At 56.3% G+C, this 18,600-nt stretch carries 15 protein-coding genes; 3 read left to right on the top strand and 12 right to left on the bottom strand.

Annotated elements, in window-relative coordinates; genetic code table 11:
* Positions 1–405 precede the first annotated feature (405 nt).
* Together ABD890_RS09125 and ABD890_RS09120 are read left to right on the top strand one after the other, a co-directional pair.
* Positions 406–1,860, top strand: coding sequence for an OprO/OprP family phosphate-selective porin (locus ABD890_RS09125; RefSeq protein WP_345088054.1), 1,455 nt, complete (start codon positions 406–408; stop codon positions 1,858–1,860).
* 74 nt (positions 1,861–1,934) lie between these two features.
* On the top strand, positions 1,935–2,570 hold the full coding sequence (locus ABD890_RS09120) for a hypothetical protein (RefSeq protein WP_345088052.1): 636 nt from the start codon (positions 1,935–1,937) through the stop codon (positions 2,568–2,570).
* Positions 2,571–2,722: 152 nt separating this feature from the next.
* Here ABD890_RS09120 and ABD890_RS09115 read toward each other — a convergent pair whose 3' ends face one another.
* The 4 genes from ABD890_RS09115 to ABD890_RS09100 form a co-directional block, all read right to left on the bottom strand.
* Positions 2,723–2,962: a hypothetical protein gene (locus ABD890_RS09115; RefSeq protein WP_345088050.1), complete on the bottom strand. Its 240-nt coding sequence runs from the start codon at positions 2,960–2,962 to the stop codon at positions 2,723–2,725.
* 370 nt (positions 2,963–3,332) lie between these two features.
* Complete coding sequence (locus ABD890_RS09110) at positions 3,333–3,542, bottom strand: hypothetical protein (RefSeq protein WP_345088047.1); 210 nt, start codon at positions 3,540–3,542, stop codon at positions 3,333–3,335.
* 286 nt (positions 3,543–3,828) lie between these two features.
* Entirely contained in the window at positions 3,829–5,235 is a 1,407-nt protein-coding gene (locus tag ABD890_RS09105) for an ATP-binding protein (RefSeq protein WP_345088045.1), read from the bottom strand.
* Position 5,236: 1 nt separating this feature from the next.
* A complete protein-coding gene (locus tag ABD890_RS09100; protein ID WP_345088043.1) occupies positions 5,237–5,917 on the bottom strand; it encodes a response regulator transcription factor in 681 nt (226 codons plus the stop codon).
* 381 nt (positions 5,918–6,298) lie between these two features.
* Here ABD890_RS09100 and ABD890_RS09095 point away from each other — a divergent pair, with 381 nt between their 5' ends.
* Entirely contained in the window at positions 6,299–6,769 is a 471-nt protein-coding gene (locus ABD890_RS09095) for a hypothetical protein (RefSeq protein WP_345088042.1), read from the top strand.
* A gap of 5 nt (positions 6,770–6,774) precedes the next feature.
* Here the strand turns inward: ABD890_RS09095 and ABD890_RS09090 are convergent, their stop codons facing one another.
* From ABD890_RS09090 to ABD890_RS09055, 8 genes are all read right to left on the bottom strand, one after another.
* Positions 6,775–8,202, bottom strand: coding sequence for a DUF1501 domain-containing protein (locus tag ABD890_RS09090; protein WP_345088039.1), 1,428 nt, complete (start codon positions 8,200–8,202; stop codon positions 6,775–6,777).
* A 53-nt stretch (positions 8,203–8,255) separates the two neighbouring features.
* Positions 8,256–11,489, bottom strand: a complete 3,234-nt coding sequence (locus ABD890_RS09085; protein WP_345088037.1) for a DUF1549 domain-containing protein — start codon at positions 11,487–11,489, stop codon at positions 8,256–8,258.
* Between the two features lie 3 nt (positions 11,490–11,492).
* Positions 11,493–13,214, bottom strand: coding sequence for a FecR domain-containing protein (locus ABD890_RS09080; protein ID WP_345088035.1), 1,722 nt, complete (start codon positions 13,212–13,214; stop codon positions 11,493–11,495).
* Entirely contained in the window at positions 13,211–13,780 is a 570-nt protein-coding gene (locus ABD890_RS09075) for a sigma-70 family RNA polymerase sigma factor (protein ID WP_345088032.1), read from the bottom strand. Before ABD890_RS09075 ends, ABD890_RS09080 begins: the two co-directional genes overlap by 4 nt.
* A gap of 171 nt (positions 13,781–13,951) precedes the next feature.
* Positions 13,952–14,368 carry a hypothetical protein gene (locus tag ABD890_RS09070; protein WP_345088030.1) on the bottom strand — a complete coding sequence of 139 codons (417 nt, stop codon included), beginning with the start codon at positions 14,366–14,368 and terminating at the stop codon, positions 13,952–13,954.
* A 30-nt stretch (positions 14,369–14,398) separates the two neighbouring features.
* Positions 14,399–15,298 carry a DUF1559 family PulG-like putative transporter gene (locus tag ABD890_RS09065; protein ID WP_345088028.1) on the bottom strand — a complete coding sequence of 300 codons (900 nt, stop codon included), beginning with the start codon at positions 15,296–15,298 and terminating at the stop codon, positions 14,399–14,401.
* Positions 15,299–15,630: 332 nt separating this feature from the next.
* Positions 15,631–17,073, bottom strand: a complete 1,443-nt coding sequence (locus tag ABD890_RS09060) for a sulfatase-like hydrolase/transferase (protein WP_345088026.1) — start codon at positions 17,071–17,073, stop codon at positions 15,631–15,633.
* A 32-nt stretch (positions 17,074–17,105) separates the two neighbouring features.
* The gene (locus ABD890_RS09055; protein ID WP_345088024.1) at positions 17,106–18,596 is read right to left on the bottom strand and encodes a sulfatase family protein; all 1,491 of its coding nucleotides are present in this window, start codon (positions 18,594–18,596) and stop codon (positions 17,106–17,108) included.
* Positions 18,597–18,600: the final 4 nt, after the last annotated feature.

Raw genomic sequence — 18,600 nt, 5'->3', positions numbered from 1 at the left:
ATGTTCAGATCCTTGATAAATGTGAGCGTCGCCACCAATGACAACGCGATTGCAGAACCCTAGGTCACATGGAGGTTTCATGAGCAGTAAGGCGCAAGGATGATCTCGATTTGGCCCTCAATTGCGGTAACCTGCATCGTTTTGACCCGAAATGCCATGCTAGAGAGCGGGAAAGGCATCCCATTCGGGTGGTGGGCTCAAGTCCGGAATTATGCAGAGAGTAGGCGCCAAACTCACCGTAGCTGGAATAACAGAAAATCGGGGACTGCGGGAATCATCATCAAAGCCCGTAAAGCGCAACAAAGCGTCTAGCCCATAGTGGTGTGAAGTCGAACCAGTTGATGCCGGGGGACGGTTGAACCGGTTTATCTCGAAATTCTGAAATTATCTTCGGGGCAGATTTCAATGAAACGATGGATTGTGATTGCCACAGTCGTGATGGTGAGCTATTGCCATACGGCAATGGCTCAGTATGAGTTCGCGGGACCAACCTATTATCCCACGCCTCTTCCACCACCGCCGACGGCAGAAATGATCACGGCGGATCAAGCCGCGGCACTGCAAGCGCAGATCGACGAATTGAAACGAGAGCTGAATCGTTCCAAGTTCGAGACGCCTGCCATGAATGTAAGTGCCCCCGGCAGCGCTGCCCCAGACCTGATCGGCGACGTCGACGCGTTAATGAAATGGAGAAAGTCGGTTGAGAAGGCGGAGGCAGCCGCGGCAGCCAAAGCGGCTCTCAAGCCATCGGTCAACGTCGGCGGACGTGTCTTTATCGACTCGGCCGTCTTTGGGCAGAACGACGAGAGCATGGATCAGGTCGGTGATGCCGAAAACGCGATGAAGGTTCGCTGGGCATGGGTCGAACTGAAAGGCAACATGCTCGAAAACACCGAGTACCGCTTGTGGTTCGATCTCGCCGGTCAGGTCAGCTTGCTCGACGTTTACCTCGACTTTGGCGAACTCCCTTACATCCAGAACTTTCGCGTGGGGCACTTCTTCGAGCCGTGGGGCATGGAACAGCTTACCCCGAACAAGTATCTGACCACGATGGAACGTGCCAGTCCGTTCAATCTTGGACGTAACATGGGCATCATGGCTCACTCGAACAACGACGAAGCCAACTGGACCTATGGGGTCGGTCTGTTCGTTTCCGAAGTTGGCTCCAAGCCGCCTTTCTATCAGAATGACAATGACTCCTCGGCGATCACCGGGCGTGTGACGTACTTGCCATGGTACGACGAAGCCAGCGGCGGACGTGGTCTGATCCACGTTGGTGCCGGCTACAGCTGGCGACATCTGGGCGACGGAACAGCTCAGTTCCAGAACCGACCTGACTCGGCCCTGGCTCCGATCATCGTCGACACCGGCGTGATCAATGCCGACTCTTACCAACAGTTGGAACTGGAAGCTGCTTACGCTTATGGTTCGTTCATTTTGCAGTCGGAATACCATATCGCTTCGATCGATACGGATGACTTCGGTTCGGAAGCACTCAACCATTACTACATTCAAGCCAGCTACGTGCTGACCGGTGAGAACCGGGCCTACAACCGCAAGTCGGGTTCGTTCGCCAATCGCGTGGTTCCTTACGAGAACTTCTTCCGGGTTCGTACAGAAGATAACTATATCTGCAATGGCTGGGGTGCCTGGGAACTGGCGTACCGATTCGCTCACGACGATTTGAACAGCGACAACATTTTCGGTGGTCGCGACCATCGCCACCTGGTTGGCTTGAACTGGTATCTCAGCCCGTTCTCACGAGCGATGTTCGAGTACGTCTACTCGAACACTGAGGATCAGGTCGCTTCGGATGGCGTGCTGCAGATCTTCCAGATGCGAATGCAGTACGACTTTTAGTCGCCACGACGCCCACTTCGCTTATCAAGTTGAACACGAAAGAACTACGAATATTGCCCACAAGGGAAAGAACAATGCGTACCAAGATTCTAACGCTGATGCTGGTTGCGATGCTGGCTTGTTTCTCAGGTCAGGTCCGCTCGCAAGAGCCATTTGTGATCCCGCCGGTTCCTGTCCAAATGGAAAAGGCGGTGCCTGTCGCGACGAAGGTGCCTCCGGTCGAGTCGATGCCACAAGTCGTTTACGGCGAGCCATCGTGCTGTGCTCGCTGTACTCAGCAATGTGCCTGTCAGAAGCACACGCGAATTGTCTGCGAAATGAAGAAGGTCAAGAAGACGGTCTTCGATTGCGAATGCGAAGACGTCTGCGGCCTGCTGCCTAGTTCGATGTTGCCGGACAGTTTGTTTGGCATCTCGCTGTGGGGACATAAGAAGATGGGCTGTGGCGAAGCAGGCTGTGGCGATTGTGCCGCTGGCTGCTGCACCAAGGCTCCTGTGGCGACGCATTGCCGTACCCGGAAAGTGTTGGTCAAAAAGACCATCACGGTAGAGGTGCCGGTTTATAAGTGTGTCGTTGAATTCTGCTGCGACAGCTGTGGTGGCGCGATCGATTCGACTGGCGGCGGAAAATCGCCGGTCGCCGATGCGAATGCGGTAGAAGTGCCACACGTCGCTACACTGCCTCGCAATCAAAGTAGCTACGGCGAATAATAACTGCCATTCAGACTCGATAGCTCCTGCTCCCAGCTTCCTTGCCCGCCTCGTGCGGGCATGGTCGTTTCTTGCCACGAGCGATCGCGCATAAAAACAGCCACGTTTGCAGAACAAACATGGCTGCCGTGCTTGGAGTGAGCAGTTTGCGATTAGCTTTCGCCGTAGTTCGATTCGTTCAAGAACATCGAAGGATCGTTGACGTGGCGGATGATGCTGATCGCAGGCGTCGAATAGCTAGGAGTCGAGTTGTAGACGCGATACGAGGTACGAGGAGCGTGGTGCCCAGGGAAGCTTGCACGGCGGCCAAACAAACCAGCTTCGGCGGTCGATACGAGCGAGCTGCCTACGATCGCTACCAGGGCCAGGGATGCAAAAATACGTGTAATCATCGAAAGGGGCCTCCAAAACAGAAAGGCGAAAACTAGGGAGTATGAATTGGGGACGGACATTGTTGCTTCATTTCATACTAATCAGGCTCGACCGAGGTTCAATCGCGCGCGGACATCCCTTGGGGCGGACGATTGCCCGAGGGACTGAAATGGAAGGCGAACCAAGATTTGGTTCGTTGAATTGCGTCACAATCGAAGAGTCTGATGAGAGAATCCAGTCGGATCGTACTGATTGTACGGCCCAAGATCCCTCTGCGTGACGGGGCGCCTAGCCTAAAGGAACGAGGCGAAAGAGAAGCGGCGCACTCGAAAAATTTTGAGAAAATCGCAGGGAGAGGAGTCCCTGCGAGATCTCAACAACAAAGCCGGCCTAAGCCTGTGAAGGGGCCAGGTCGGTTTCGACGGATTCAATCCGTAGGATCTTGTTCAGCACGGCGCGAGCCTGATCGTACGACCGGTACGTGCCCGGGTCGACCAGGTAACCCCGCTCTTCGCGAGCGGTGTCTTCAGGCAGTTGGCCTGGCGTGACTTGAGCGATTGTCAGAGTTCGATTTACCTCGATGATGGCAAAGCGGACCATGGTTGGACTCCTTAATTCTGAGGTTCCGATTCCACTAAATCCTAATGCCCAACGTTCATCATTCCGCCTAGAACGATGCGACATCGTCGCTGTATCCCTACAACAATATTTCCTTCTTCGGGCAGTGTCCCAAGGCTCGAGAAATATGTAAATGGGAAAAATTTCACGAAGTCGAAATTTGATCAGATCTAAACAAGCGTGGTCAAATCGTGATCGGTTTTGGCGCGATTCTGTATGAGCAAAGGAGACATCGCTGACAGCACATGCCGCCTGCGGTTGGCCAAGTCTAGCTCGGAATCTGCAGCGTGAATCTGGATTTTGATTCATTTGGGGAATCAACGCGAACGTCCCCATGGAGGCGACGGGCAATTCGCGCGACCATTGCCAGGCCGAGGCCGGTGCCGGCGATGCCTTGGCGGCGAGCCGTTTCAGAGCGATAGAACGGTTCAAAGATCCGCTCCTGGTCTTCCGCCTGGATCGATCCGCCTTCGTTGATCACCGAGATCTCGACGTGATCTCGCTGCGGATGGCAAGTGATTTCGATGGGGGTGCCATCGGGGCTGAACTTGAAGGCGTTCTCGAGGAAGTTATCGAGCACAACTTGCAGCAGCCCTGGCGAAGTGGGGACCGACCATTCGGCCACTGAAGGCCAATGTAGATCGCCGGCTCGGGCATGGTTCGACCACTTCGCGCGATAGCTGGCAAACCATTCGCCCAACTCGACCGATTGCCAATCGTCGGGTTCTTCCTGGTCGTCGCGAGCCAGCATCAAGAGTGCTTCGATAATGTGCTGCAACTGAAGCGTCTGCTCGCAGAGCGTCTGGAGTGTGCGCTGATATTCCTCGGGTGAACGTGAACGGAGCAGGGCCACATCGATCTGTCCTCGCAGGGCGGTCAGTGGTGTCTTCAACTGATGAGCTGCGTCTCCTGCAAACGCTTGCTGCCGTAAGAACGATTGTTCCAGTCGATCGAGCAGTCCGTTGAATGCCTCAGCCATGTCGGCCAATTCGTCTCGCTGGGGAGACACCGGCAGTCGCGACGAGAAATCGTTTGGCTTGATCCGGTGGGCTTGCTTGGCGATGTCGTGCACTGGGCGCAAGGCACGGCGGCAAAAGGCCCGCCCAAGCAGCGCGGCGACGATCCACATCACCAGTGGCAGCAGTGTGAATAAAACCCCAAGTCGAAACATGTCGACTTCCAGCTGCTTGGCAGGTCGCGCGACCGTAACCAGGATGCGTTCGAAGTCGTCTTCTTCACGTTCCGATTCTGGCAGTGGATCGAGAGCGACAATCTCTTCCTGCAGGCAACGCCATTTGCCGATCTCAATCGGATCGTTGGCAGTCGCCATGCGGGTATGGGCAAGCGAAAGGAGGTCGGCGTCGATTTCATGCGGGCCATGATGGTGGGTCGTTTGATCGATGACCTGGCCCTTCTCGCCGACAAGCACCCAGCGAATATCTTCAGGCGCCTGATCACGCCATAGCTCGATGGCATGTTCCAGAGGTTGCCATTTGATCGAGTCTTCTTCGGCTTCGATCACGGCGGCCAACACATGCAGCGAACCACGCAGCTGACCATCGAAGCGGGCATAGATGTAGTGCTCGATGACGAGGTACATCACCGCGGACAACGTCACCAGGCAAACCGCCAAGGCTGCCAGAAAGAATGCCGAAACTCGATCGACGAGTGTCATCTTAAGCCTCGGTTTCTTCCAGCAGGTAACCACGATTACGGCGAGTTAGAATCACGCGCGGTCCATGCTTTTCGAGCTTCCGACGCAGTTCTTTCACATGGACTTCGATCGTGTTGGAATGGCCGTCGAAGTTGTCGCCCCACACCGAATCGAAGATCCGGGTTCGCGTCAGGATCTTGCCAGGGTTTTGCAGGAACAAGCACAGCAGCGAGAACTCTTTCGCCGTCAGGTCGAGTGCCGATCCGTCACGCGTTGCCTTCTGCGAGCCAAGATCGGCGCGGATGTCTTTGTATTCAAGCATCAGGCTCGAGTGTTGCTCTGGCCGGCGAAGGAGGGCCCGGACACGTGCCAGAAGTTCCGCGAAGGCGAACGGTTTGACCAGATAATCATCCGCCCCTGCATCAAGTCCTTCGACCCGCTGCGTGACAGCATCGCGGGCGGTGAGAAACAGCACTGGCGTTGTGCGATTGATCGCACGGAAGCTTCGCAGCACATCAATCCCGTCCAGGCCGGGTAGCCACCAGTCCAAAAGAATCAGATCGTAGGATGTGGTTTGCAGCAAATCCCAGGCGGACTGTCCATCGGCGGCACGCTCGACCCAATAGCCTTCTTCCCCTAATCCGCGCAGCAAAAAATCGGCGATGGGGGCTTCGTCTTCTACGATCAGAATGCGGCTACTCACAAATGGCCTGCGTTAGGGTTGGCTCTGTTTGGTTTTGGGGCACGAAGGCCACTCTAGAGATTCTAGCAGCCAGTCTGCTGGCAGAAGGATTGAAGATAAATTCGGCTTCATGTTCGACTGATTTCCGCGACAAATACGTGTCGATATTGAATGACTACGCTTAAAATGAAGTGGAACTTATCTTCGCCTCATCTGTATCTTATCCAACCAGCGTAGAAAGAAACGGAACAAACCCCACGACCGTTTACTGTCGCTTCGCGCTTCAAGGACTCTGTGATGATACGCACAAACTCACACTCCCTGACTTTGGGACCTGAGCACCCCAATGCTGTTCTGACCGGCGCGCCCCACGCATTGGATCTCATCTGTCGCACTCCTTCCGTGGCCGCGGATTGGAGCAAGCAGCATTCGTTGCAGCACTCGGAAGAAGAGTTGCTGGCAGTCCATGTCGTGTTTGGTCAGGCCAACTGGACGGTGGTGCTGTACCGTTCGGCGAAAGAGCTGACCGATCGATGGAACGAACTCGATCGCCGCGAAGCCCATCCCGGCCAAGGCGTCGTGTTTGGACTTTCGACCGAATTTCAGGGACACTTACCGGCGCTCATTCGCCGCGATTCGTTCGGGCCGCTTCTGGTGCTGAACTATCTGCCGGATTGCCCTGCGACGGTACGGCGATTCCTGCCAGATGATTTGCCCGCGGCAGATTTGGGTTGGAGCGAGGTACGCGTCGTCGAAAGCTTCGAGACGCTGTGCGAAGCCTCCGGCGAGGAGCAGTCGTGGTTGATCTTCTGGCCGTATGACCTGGTCACCGATCAGATTCGCGACTACGCCACTCCACGCCGAATGATGTAGGTCACTTAGCCGAGGCCAAGCACCTTCAGTTCTGCTCGACCTTCGTTCATGTCGATCCGTTCCGGACGACCTTTGTGGCGATAGATCATCTTGGTGTGGTCGACACCCAGCACACGCATAATGGTTGCGTGCAGGTCGTGGACATGCAGTGGATTCTCGACCGCCTTCAGGCCCAGCTCGTCGGTCGAACCAATGGTGCGGCCGCCTGGGATCGCCCCACCAGCCATCCACATGGTGAACCCAGTTGGGTTGTGATCGCGACCGTTTCCTTTTTCGGACATCGGCGTTCGTCCGAACTCGCCGCCCCAGATCACCAGCGTTTCGTCCCACAGGCCGCGACGCTTCAGGTCTTTCAGCAGACCGGCGATGGGCTTGTCGACTTCTTTGCACAGCCGGCCATGATTACCTTCGATGTTGCTGTGAGCGTCCCAGCCGCTGCCGGCTCCGCTGTAAAGTTGAACGAACCGAACACCATTCTCGACCAGACGACGTGCCAACAGACAGTTGCTGCCGAAGACATTCGTTTCTTTTTGATCCAAGCCATAAAGCAGCTTGGTCTCCTCGGTCTCGGTCGACAGATCGACGATCTCGGGAGCGGCCGATTGCATGCGGAACGCCAGTTCGTACGACTTGATACGGGCTTCCAGTTCCGAAACGTCGCTCCGCTGATCGGCGTGGTTGCGGTCGAACTGCCCCAGCAGGTCAAGCTTGGCTCGCTGACGCTTGTTAGAGATGTGGCTTGGTGGATTCAAGTTCAGAATCGGATCGGCACCTGACTTGAACTGAACGCCCTGGTAAGCCGCCGGCATGAAACCGCTGCCCCAGTTACGTGGACCATTCACGACTTGTCCCTTACCATCGGTGAGAACGACAAAGGCAGGCATGTCCTGGTTTTCAGTTCCCAGCCCGTAGGTTGCCCAGGCACCCAGCGATGGCCGGCCACCGATCACGTGGCCGGTGTTCATCTGACAAACACCAGAGGAGTGATTGATCCCGTCTGAAACGCACGAGCGAATCACGCACAGGTCGTCGGCACAGGTCGCGATCTCGGGGAACCAGTCGGATACCCACAGACCACTTTCACCATGTTGCTTCCACTTACGAGGGCAACGCATCAGCGGAGCGTCGTTCTCGCCCATCGCCAGAATCACTTTGCCGAAGCTTTCGGGCAGCTTTTGGCCGGCCAGTTCGTTCAGCAGAGGCTTGGGATCGAACAGGTCGATATGGCTCGGGCCACCTTCCATGAACAAGAAGATGACGTTCTTCACCTTCGACGGGAAGTGCGTTGTCTTGGGCGCACGAGGATCGACCGGAGCCGCCGACGCTTCGCCTCCCATCAACGCTGCCAGAGCCATAGCTCCAAATCCCCCACCAGATTTGGCGAGGAATTCGCGACGCGAAGTGGGGACTTCGATGTGAGGTCGATTGGTCATGATAGGGCTCCCTTCGGAGTTGGGTGAGGTAGGCAATCAGGGGCGGCGACGACTTAGTCCATGAACTGAAACTCACTCGAGTTCAGCAGCACGTGGCAGAAGTCGCTCAAAGCGGTCAGCTCCGGTGTGAGGCCGTGCCGCTCGTTGCTGGTATTCAGTTCCAGTTCGTACTGGTCGCTCTCCATCTCGGCCAAGGGGCCGCGTGGATCGGAGCGAACAAATCGCCACATACCGACCGTGTCGTCGGTCACCAGGCTGTTCGGATTGTTGATCATGATCTGTGAATCTTCGGAGATCGCTTCTCGCGAAAGGCGAACTTCGTCAATCAAGCCATCCCAGTTGTGAGAACTCTTCGAGTCCCGGCCACCCACGCAGAAGCGAAGCGACTGGGTCCCGCAATCGCCGACGATCGAAGTCTTCACGACGGCCGTTTCGAGTTCCGATTCGTCGTACGACATGTCACGGGCAAAGAAGGTTACGGTTCCCTTGTCGAAGTTCACCGAGGCTGCCACGTAGTAAGGCTTGTCGGCGGGGATGCGAATGTTGGAAGGAACCACTTCGTACTTCACATTGCCGCCCTTGTCTTTGCCGATCAACTGAAGAATCAGATTGCGGGGACGATAGGCTGACTTTTCGCTGGTGATGCCGAAGTTCCAGCCTGGCGTCGAATTCGACCCGTTCCAGTGCGAGGCGATGGTACGAACCGACGCGTCTTTAAAGAGGGTGCGATTGAACACGATCGCTTCAATCGAGAAGTTATGCGATGGCAAAGCTTTCGTATCGGGCAGGGTCAACGTCTGATGCCCGATGGAATCGTTGATGTTGAAGGCGGTGCTCCATCGCTGCATCTGAGGTTCGTCCAGCAGCGCGGTCGACGGGATGTCGCCCGCGTTGGCCTTGTTCAACTCGCGGTTGTAGGCAACTTGCTGCTCAATATAGGTCAGTGCCAATTCCACTTCTTCTGGCTGGGCTGGACGCCCGTAGGATTCTTCAATGCTCTCGCGAACGATCGCGGCGAAGTCGGTGCCATGCTCGCGGTAAAGCCGCTTGGCCATCGCTTCGGAACGCTTCAGCGTCCAGTCACCGTTGATCATCAGCAGCGACTGGGTGGCGGTAGTGGTCGCATTACGCTGAGCCACACTGGCGAAACCATTGGGTGAGTCAAAGCTCTCCAGCAGGGCATCCGGCGAGTTACGCATCTTCTTGGTGAAGACGGTCCGAACCGGGCTGTTGCTGGACGAGGCTGGGCCTTCGGTCTTTTCGGAAAGCTCGCCGCTGACCGCCAGCATTGCGTCGCGAATCTGTTCTGCGTCCAATCGACGCGAAGGAAACTTCCACAGTAGCCGATTTTTCGGGTCGACCATCTTGGCTGTTTCCGGCATGTCGACCAGTGAGGTCTGCTGATAGGTTGCTGAAAGCAGGATGGCCCGATGGATCGGCTTCATCCGCCAGTTATTCTGGATGAACTCGCCGGTGAGCCAGTCGAGTAGTTCCGGGTGGGATGGTGGCTCGCCCAGGCGACCGAAGTCGCTCGAGTTGCCGGAAAGGCCCACACCAAAGTGATACTGCCAAATGCGATTCACAATCACGCGTGGTGAGAGTGGATTGTCGTCACGCGAGAGCCACTTGGCCAACGCCGCACGGCGACCGCTGCTGTGTGAGTTCTCGATCGACGAAGGATCGATTTCGGCGTTATCGGCGTCGAGAATCGTCAGGAAGCCCGGCTTGATTTCTCGCTTCGTCTTGTCGTCGGGATTGATTGTCGGCGGGATCGTGCCGCGAGCATCGACAGCAACGTTCGCGACTGGCAGCGATTTTGGCTTCTGACCGAGCACGTCCTGCAGCTTCTTCTTCAGATCTTCCCAGTGTTGTTTCTTGTCCTTCGGAATGTAGTTGGTCAAACGGTCATGCTCGAAGCCGACTTGTTCCTCGACCAGGTAGAAGATCTGGTTCTCGTAGGTCGTGCGTTCGTCGGCAGGCTTCCAGTACATTTCCTGGACTTCTTCCGGGAACATCTCAACCGCCTTACGGCGAGCTTTCTCGCGAGGCTTCTCTTCGATCTCGGCAATCTTGCTGATCAGTTCCGCATGCTTCGTTTCCCATTTGGCGAGATCTTCGGCGTACTTCTTTTGTTCTTCCGCGGTGGCAATCGGTTGATCGTTCTTCCAGACCATCGGTTTGAAGAACGCTTGCAGGCGGTAATAGTCGTCATGCAGGATCGGGTCGAACTTGTGGTTGTGGCAATGGGCACAGGCGATCCCCATCCCCATGAACACGTCACCCACGGTGTCGGTCAGTTCGTCCAGGATCAATACCTGCTGGCCTTCCGCGTCGCGGCTGTTGTATTCGTAGACGCCACCTCGCAGAAAGTAAGTCGCGATCATCGCATCCGGATCGTGCGGAGCGATTTCATCGCCAGCCAGTTGTTCGCTCATGAACTGATTGTAAGGCTTGTCTTCATTCAGGCTGCGGATCACGTAGTCGCGATACCGCCATGCCAGCGGACGATAGGCATCCTGGCGATAGCCATCGGAATCGGCATAACGCACGACATCGAGCCAGTGCGTTGCCCAGCGTTGCCCGTAGCGAGGATCTTCCAGCACGCGGTCGACCAGTTCCTGGTAGGCGGTCGGGCTTTTATCGGCGACGAATGCTTCCACTTCTTCAGCCGTTGGCGGAACGCCCAGCATGTCGAAGTAAACGCGACGGATCAATTCGCGGCGGGGAGCAGCGGGGGCTGGGGCCAGCTTCTGGTCTTTGAGCTTTGCCAGAACGAAGTTGTCGATCGGATTTTCGACGTGATCGTCTTTGCCGACCTTAGGAATCTTCGGATGCGACAGCGGCTGGAAAGCCCACCACGAAAGATCTTCTTGGGTGAACGGTCCATCTTCTTCACGCTGCTCGCCCGAATGTTCTGGCCAGTAAGCTCCGTTTTTCACCCAGGCTTCCAGGATCGCGATGTCTTTGTCTGGCAGTTGCCCGGACGGAGGCATCTCGTAACTTTCGTACTTCACGGCCGCGATCAAATCGCTTTCCTCGGGCTTGCCTGGGACCACAATCGGGCCGGCACTGCCACCCTTCATGAAATGGTTCTTGCGATCCATGCGAAGGTCCGACTTCTGCTCTTTCGGGCCATGGCAGCCGAAGCAGTGTTGAGCCAGCAGCGGACGCACTTTCGTCTCGAAGAAGTGCGCGTCTTCTTTCTCGTCGGCATGGAGCGGCAGGACCACGATGCTGGTTACCAGCACCATGGCGAGCGACATCGTGAGTCGGAGGGGACGTGGCATGATTTACTCTTCCGTTGAGGTGGGCTCTTGGGTTGAGGCGGGTGGCGTTACCGGGGGGAATCCACCGATGAAGACAGGATCGATAAGGTTGTCGTCGTCCATCGCATCCTGGATGAACAACTCGTGGACTTCGGCACCTTCCGGATAGCCGAGATCGGAAAGATCGATGCCGGTGGCAATCACCTTCGCCGGCACCGCGTGGGCGACACCGTTGTTGTGATTGGCTCGGCAAAGTTCTTCGATGCTGCGGATACGTCGGTCGAAGCCATAGAGGCGGAAGTTGCAGAGTGCGTGGGCACCACGGTCCGCCAATGAAATGTCGTAGTTGGCAATCGTGACGGTCTTCAGTCCGGTCTCGAAATGCAGCGGCGAAACATGAAAAGGATCGCCTTGTTCTGGATGATGCACGACCTGAAGGTCGAAGAAGACAATGTCTGGGCCAGGGCCGTTCACGACGGGTTGCTCGAATCGAATCGCCAGACCAGGCGTTCTGACGTCGAGGTCTTCGCTCGTGATGTCAGGATCGGTGGTCAGTGGAATCGCATTGCCGCCTGGGTTCAGCAGGCCAGTGCAGAGCGAGCGATCGCGATCGAGGTATTCGACTCGGCGACGGGAGTCATCCCCTTGCTTCATGTCGATGCTGACCAGCGGCGTGGTCATGTTGTTGGTATTGGTCCCGACTTTGAAATGAATCAGATCAAACCCAACAAGCTGATCGACATTGTAGGTGAACGACTTGCCACCACGCTGGACGGTAACGCTTTGTAGTTGATTCGGATCGTCGGCATTCTTGGGCGTTGCCTCGAACGAGACGATGCGATCCGGGAGCGTCGCGCGATAGGTTTCGCCGAAGCGGGCGGAATCGGTCGACGCGATTTCCCCCAAGGCATTGATGGCACGGGCCTGACCAGCTTCCAGCAGTAAACCAGCCGAGGTCGACTTTTCGTCCTGGCCAACCGGGAAGACTTCAGCGGCACCTTCGATCACTTCGACATCGGCTTCGCCAGATTCCTTCACGTTGATCGAGAAGCGAGTTCCTTTGTCGACCACTTCGGCCTGAGGCGTCAGCACTCGGAAGCCTTCTGCTCCATCAGGAGCGTAGACCGAGCAGTTACCGACTTTCAGCAAGACCTGTTCGGCCGATTGGATCGAGAAGACGGCCGGTGCCTGGACGATCATCTCGGCACCGGTGCTGCTTCGCATCTGCACGCTCCCTTCGACCAGGGCATAGTCGTGATCGAGCTGCAGCGAGTCGCCAGGAGCGAATGCCTGAGGTTCGTCGAAGAAACGCGTGCGTGCCAATTGAACGATCTGCATCGCAGGCGATGGCTGTGGGGCAGCCAGATCACTCGCGAGGGCAGGGGACGTTGTCTCTGGTAGCGGATTGATCTTCGCGACATCGCGATCTTGCATCAGCCAGCCGGCCAACGGAATCGCAATCAAACCAACCAGTGTCAACGCGATCAAAGGCCAGGCAAAGCTGGCTGGGGATGGGGTGTTGTTCGCGGACAGTGGTGTCGAGCGGGTTGGGAATGGTTTGCCAGCTTCTTCTTCGGCCAGCTTCGCCAGGCCATATTCCAGGTCGACGAGCAAGAAATATTGCTCTCGAACGGCAGAGCTTTCCAGAAGCAACTGTTCGAGTTCGGCATGGTCGGCCGAAGTCAGCGTACCTTGCACGCTGTGATGCACCAGTTCGATCAGACGTTGGTTGATGTCGCGATTCATGCGTCCTCTCCTGTGGCGGCGAGTCGCATCTGGACACATTGGGCCAGCTTGCGGCGAATGGTTGCCAACTGATTGTAAAGGGTCTGGGCCGAACGACCTGACGCGGCGGCCAGCTCGGCGGTGGTCATCGCACTGCTATAGGCTTTCCAGACTAATTGCTGTTGATGCTCGGTCAGCTTCTTCACGCATTGTCGCAGCGCAGCCAGGTGATCGGCACCTTTGGAAAGATCTTCTTGCCGCTTTTCCGCCAACAAATCGAGTAACGATTCGCTGAACTGAAGCCGGTCGCGTTGGGCAGTGCGAAGGAAGTTTTTCACTTCGTAAAATGCCACCCCGCAGGCCCACGATAAGAAATCTCGTTGTTGGTCAAACGTATCGAACTTCTTCCACAGCAAAATGCTGCATCGCTGAAACACATCGTCCGCATCGGCATGGTGAGGCAGCAGCGAATAAATGTATGCATGCAGCCGATCGCAGTCCGCCGAGAAGTAGGCGAGGAAGTCCGCATATCGCTCGTCTTGAGCGACATCTTCCAGAGGAGTGCGTTCTGATGGTTCGTGCGGCATGTTTCGGCGGGGAATCGTGGGAAGGAAAAGGCCAGCAAAGCGGAAGTCTTCGCAGGCTCTCTACTTTAAGATCGTACGCTGGGACCTCAGTTTACTACGGGATTCTCCTCGAAAATGTAGGAAAAAGGGGGCAGCCTAGCGCCTTGCCGTCAGGCTAACCCCCGAAGGCCGTTATCGGGCCTCCAACCGAATTACGAAGTCGTTCTCCCCCGGGCCCACGTTGAACTTGAGTCCGGACGTTTCGTAATTACGGTATTTCGTGGGAAATGACTTCGTCTTCATGGGACGCTGGCCATCTCCGATCGCAGGCAAGAATAAGAGGGCTTCATGCTCACCTAAAAAAGCACCATCACCCTCGTCGAAGGTGGTCAATTGAAAGCTTCCGTCCGACTGGATCTGGCCAAAGGCTTTCACCTCTTCGCCTTCGTCCGAGACGGTGCGGAACTTGATGACGCCAGCGTCGGCGGGCGAGCCATCCGAAAGCAAAACTTTGCCGGTCACCGGTTGGATATCACTGCTACTTCCGCAGCCCAAAATCAGGATGCCCGCGAAGAGCAGTAGCAATTTGAAAACTGTAGGGGTTCGCATCGCTGAGAACTCATATTTGGGATGTGAGAATTAGAACGAGACGTCGATGACCTGACCATCTTCACGATTGGCCAGTCGGCCAAGGTTCGTTTCGTCGATGTTCACTTGGATCGATTGAACGCTCGCGTCTCCCATCACAAAGTTGACGATGCCTGGGTGGAAGCTACCAAATACCAGGTGCTCGACCCCGCCCACGTTGTCCCTTTTGTGCTGGGCCAAGGGGTAATCGGTGCCAGCCGCACGCATCGTGGTGTAAGCCCAACCACTGAGAATCGGACCATCGTGCCCGGTTTTTTCGTTGCGCAGCTTGTCGTTATGAATGTGGCGTTCGCCAATCATGATGGTGTTCGATAAGCCATCGGTGACGGATGCGAAATTGGTCTGCGTTTCGTACGCGTTTTGATCACCCTTCGCCACAACGATCATTCCTTTCTCACGGCCGACCTGACGGATGATCGAGTCGTCGCCGCTGGGACCGCAGACGCTGGCGTAGTCCCAAACGGCACCGTTGTCGACGTTGACAGCTTGGACTTCGGTGGTCTGGTCGCCTGGGGAATGACGGCTGGGGCAGACATAGCCTGAGATGCTGGCTTGTTGAACGACGGTGGTCTGGTCTTTGTAGCGGACCTTCAAGTCGATTTGATCGTACAGGCTCGTTTGTTCCATGAACGGCAGAATGACCGCAGACCAGCCGAGGTATTCGTACTTGATACGAGATGGTGGCAGTTCGCCGAACGTATCGTGGAAGTTATGGACGGCGAGACCAATTTGTTTCAGATTGTTAGTGCATTGCGAACGGCGAGCGGCTTCGCGAGCCTGTTGCACCGCAGGCAACAGCAGAGCGATTAAAACACCAATGATGGCAATCACAACGAGAAGTTCGACAAGCGTGAAGGCGCGACGGGCGATCTGAGCAGACCGAGATACCATAGGGGCGATTCCTGACTGAATGAGACAACAACGATTAGCGCGCGGAGGAGAGGCAAGGCTGACTGCGGCAAGAAGGTCGAGGAAAGGCTTACATGGTGCAGAGCTGCACGATGAAACGCTGGTAACCTTCATGCGGGGTTAGGGTTACGAAAAGGTATGGGAGGCGCGGATGGGAGATATCGGCGCTGTCCTGGAAGAGATCGTACGCCCCAGAGACTATTTACTATCAAATTGAAAAGAAATAGAAGAAAAAACATCACAGGTGACGATGTGATGTGGTAAACAGCCCCACAAATTGGCTAGATATCAGCTTAGAGTCCGCTCGATGCCCGTTATTTCTTTTTCGAGCGTTTGATGTAGGGACGGAATTCCCAGCGGTCTTCCCACTCGCTCAGGTATGGCTCGTAGCGAGGGTCTTCTGTCCACGAGTGTGGCTCAGGGTCGGCCTCGCTAAGTCTACCTACGGCATAGTCTTTTCCCGCGAAGCTCGCTTCGACGGCTTCGTTCCACGCCTTGTAACCAGCCTTGAGCTTGGCGAGCACTTCGGGCTTCTCGCGGGCCAGATTCGTCTCTTCATGGGGATCGTCCTTCAAGTGGTAAAGCTCGAAGGCGGCTCCTTGATCTCGTTTCGTGGTGACCAGTTTCCAGTCGTTGTCGACCCAGGCCGCTTGCTTTTGGAATCGAAACGGAATCGGTCGCACGCGCGGCCCGACTTCCTCATTCAGAAGTGGCTTCAAGCTGACACCATCCAAAGGCCGCACAAAGACATTTTCCGGCAACGCCAGGATATCGGCGACGGTCGGAAACAGATCCATCGTGCACGCAGGATATTCGGTGATACGAGGCTGGATGACCGAGGGCCATTCGATGATGGCCGGAACACGCAAGCCACCTTCGTAGACGGTTCCCTTGTTGCCACGCAGTCCACCGACCGTGTCAGGTTCGATGCGTGGCAAGCCGCCGTTGTCGCTGCAAAAGACAAGCAGTGTATTGTCGGCGATTTCCAGTTCGCGGAGGGCAGACCGAAGCGTGCCGATGCTGCGGTCCATTGCGGCGAGTTCGCCATAGTGGTTCTCGGAGTCGACCTTCAAGTTGCCGAACGGAACTTTGTCGTCGTCCAGTGCTTTGAAAGGACTGTGCGGCGTGCCATACCAGATGACCGTGAACATCGGCTCGCCACCATCTTTGTGCTTCTTCAAGAACTCGATCGCCTCAGCCACGATGATATCGGACGAATCTCCCTTCTTCTGTTCGAACTCGCCATTGCGGCTCATCAACGGATCGAGATCGAAGAAGTTGGTGACCGACAGCCATTCATCAAAACCGAAGTGACCTGGGCTGTAAGGATCGTCTTTCAAGATCGGAGCCCCCGGGCCACGCAGACCATCGAGGTGCCACTTGCCGAAGTGACCGGTGACGTAACCGGCGTCTTTCAACGCTTGAGCAATTGTCTTTTCCTGATGCCGCAATGCGTAGCCATGCGAAAGCACGCCACAGCGGTCAGGCGATCGACCCGTCAGCACGCTGGCTCGGGTCGGCGAGCAAACGCAGCAGCCTGCATAGAAGCGTTCGAATCGCAAACCGTTGTTCGCCATCGAATCGAGATTCGGCGTCTTCAGAACGGGATGATTGCGATAGCCTGTTTGCCCCCAGCCCATGTCGTCGGCCATCACAAAGATGATATTCGGCCGTGGCGGATCTTTGGCCGATGCCTCAAAGCTCAAGCAAGAGAGCAGGGCAATGGCAGCGCAGCTAAAGGTCGCGAAATGAATCATGGTGTGGTTCTCAGGCAGGGAGGGAAATTCGATTAACGGACCTGACCGCGACTGCGGATCTGTTTCAGTTTCTGGCTCAGCGTTTCCACGAGCTGTGGCTTCTCGCTGTAAAGATTATGCTTCTGAGCCGGATCGATTGCCAGATCGTAAAGTTCGCCAGGTTGGTGGTCCTCGGTATAGCCTTTCTGCTGATTGAACCAGGCAGGAACGCGATTATGCGAGCCACTTTCGGCTTGGATCAGCAGCCAGTTACCATCCCGAATGGCATATGCTTTGGCAAAGGTGTTGTGGACAATCGTCGTGCGTCGGCCAACTTCTTCGGTCGTCCAATTGGCTTGTTGGTTGTAGCTATCGTGGGCGGCGTCGGCCGGAAGGCCTGCTTCGACAATCGCGGCGAGCGTTCCCATTATGTCGACCTGGCTGGTGAGCGAATCGTTGACGCTACCAGGCTTCACGTGACCTGGCCAACGGACCAGAAACGGAACGTGGTGGCCGCCTTCGTAAAGGTCACGCTTCACACCACGAAATGGTGCCGAACTCCAGTGGCCGAAGTTTTCGAGCCGGGCATAGGCATAGTTTTCCGCACCGTTATCGGCGGTGAACAGGACAAGCGTGTTGTCCTCGAAGCCGTTGTCTTTCAAGGCCTGAAGAATCTTGCCAGCCATGGCGTCGGTCATCGCGACGAAGTCGCCGAAGGGACCGGCCTTTGACTTGCCGGCGAACTCTGGCGTCGGCACGATCGGCGAGTGAGGCGAATTGAACGGAACGTACAAAAAGAACGGCTGCTGCTTGCCTTTTTGATCGCCGATCCAGTCGACCGCCTTATCCGCAAGCCGAGGGACGACGTCCCAGAAGTCCCAGTCGGCAACCGCCGGTCCGCGTCGAGCGTTCCACTTCCCTTCGGGCGTCTTGGGTGTTTCCGTCAGCATGACCGTCGGGGGCTCGACAACACGATCGTTCTCGATCCAGGCATAGGGCGGAAAGTTCGGGACGTCGTCGCCGAAGTAATAGTCGAAGCCATGCGACGTCGGTCCGCCGGTGATCGATTGATTCCAATCGAACGCGTCCGGCGGAATTACCAGGTTGCCGCGATCCTTCTTCACGTGAGCATCAGGACGAAGGAGCCCGGTCCAGTTCCACCCCAAGTGCCACTTGCCAATGCAGGCCGTGCGATAGCCTTGAGCCTTCAGCATCTCGGGTAAGGTAAACTCGTCGTCCGCGATCACCGGAGGACCGAAGGCGTAAACGATGTCGTGGAACTTTCGCCAGTGATACCTTCCGGTCAGCAGGGCATAGCGGCTAGGGGTGCAGATACCAGACGAGCTGTGCGCGTCGGTGAATCGCATCCCTTCGCTGGCGAGGCGATCGAGGTTGGGCGTGGGGATCTTCGAGTCGGGATTGTTGGCATGTAGGTCACCATAGCCCATGTCATCGGCGTACAAGATGACGATGTTTGGGCGATCAGCAGCCTGACCGACGCTGGTGAACGCGGTCAGAACAATTCCTAACAAGATCCAACGCATCCCA

It is taken from the genome of Bremerella cremea, assembly GCF_039541315.1.
GTDB lineage: Bacteria > Planctomycetota > Planctomycetia > Pirellulales > Pirellulaceae > Bremerella > Bremerella cremea.
The sequence above is the reverse complement of the archived record's forward strand: the minus strand, read 5'-3'. Positions and strand labels throughout refer to the sequence as shown.

Coding starts and splice junctions, on each gene's coding strand:
- ABD890_RS09125 (WP_345088054.1), top strand. CDS start 406: ATGAAACGATGGATTGTGATTGCCACAGTCGTGATGGTGAGCTATTGC.
- ABD890_RS09120 (WP_345088052.1), top strand. CDS start 1,935: ATGCGTACCAAGATTCTAACGCTGATGCTGGTTGCGATGCTGGCTTGT.
- ABD890_RS09115 (WP_345088050.1), bottom strand. CDS start 2,962: ATGATTACACGTATTTTTGCATCCCTGGCCCTGGTAGCGATCGTAGGC.
- ABD890_RS09110 (WP_345088047.1), bottom strand. CDS start 3,542: ATGGTCCGCTTTGCCATCATCGAGGTAAATCGAACTCTGACAATCGCT.
- ABD890_RS09105 (WP_345088045.1), bottom strand. CDS start 5,235: ATGACACTCGTCGATCGAGTTTCGGCATTCTTTCTGGCAGCCTTGGCG.
- ABD890_RS09090 (WP_345088039.1), bottom strand. CDS start 8,202: ATGACCAATCGACCTCACATCGAAGTCCCCACTTCGCGTCGCGAATTC.
- ABD890_RS09085 (WP_345088037.1), bottom strand. CDS start 11,489: ATGCCACGTCCCCTCCGACTCACGATGTCGCTCGCCATGGTGCTGGTA.
- ABD890_RS09080 (WP_345088035.1), bottom strand. CDS start 13,214: ATGAATCGCGACATCAACCAACGTCTGATCGAACTGGTGCATCACAGC.
- ABD890_RS09075 (WP_345088032.1), bottom strand. CDS start 13,780: ATGCCGCACGAACCATCAGAACGCACTCCTCTGGAAGATGTCGCTCAA.
- ABD890_RS09070 (WP_345088030.1), bottom strand. CDS start 14,368: ATGCGAACCCCTACAGTTTTCAAATTGCTACTGCTCTTCGCGGGCATC.
- ABD890_RS09065 (WP_345088028.1), bottom strand. CDS start 15,298: ATGGTATCTCGGTCTGCTCAGATCGCCCGTCGCGCCTTCACGCTTGTC.
- ABD890_RS09060 (WP_345088026.1), bottom strand. CDS start 17,073: ATGATTCATTTCGCGACCTTTAGCTGCGCTGCCATTGCCCTGCTCTCT.
- ABD890_RS09055 (WP_345088024.1), bottom strand. CDS start 18,596: ATGCGTTGGATCTTGTTAGGAATTGTTCTGACCGCGTTCACCAGCGTC.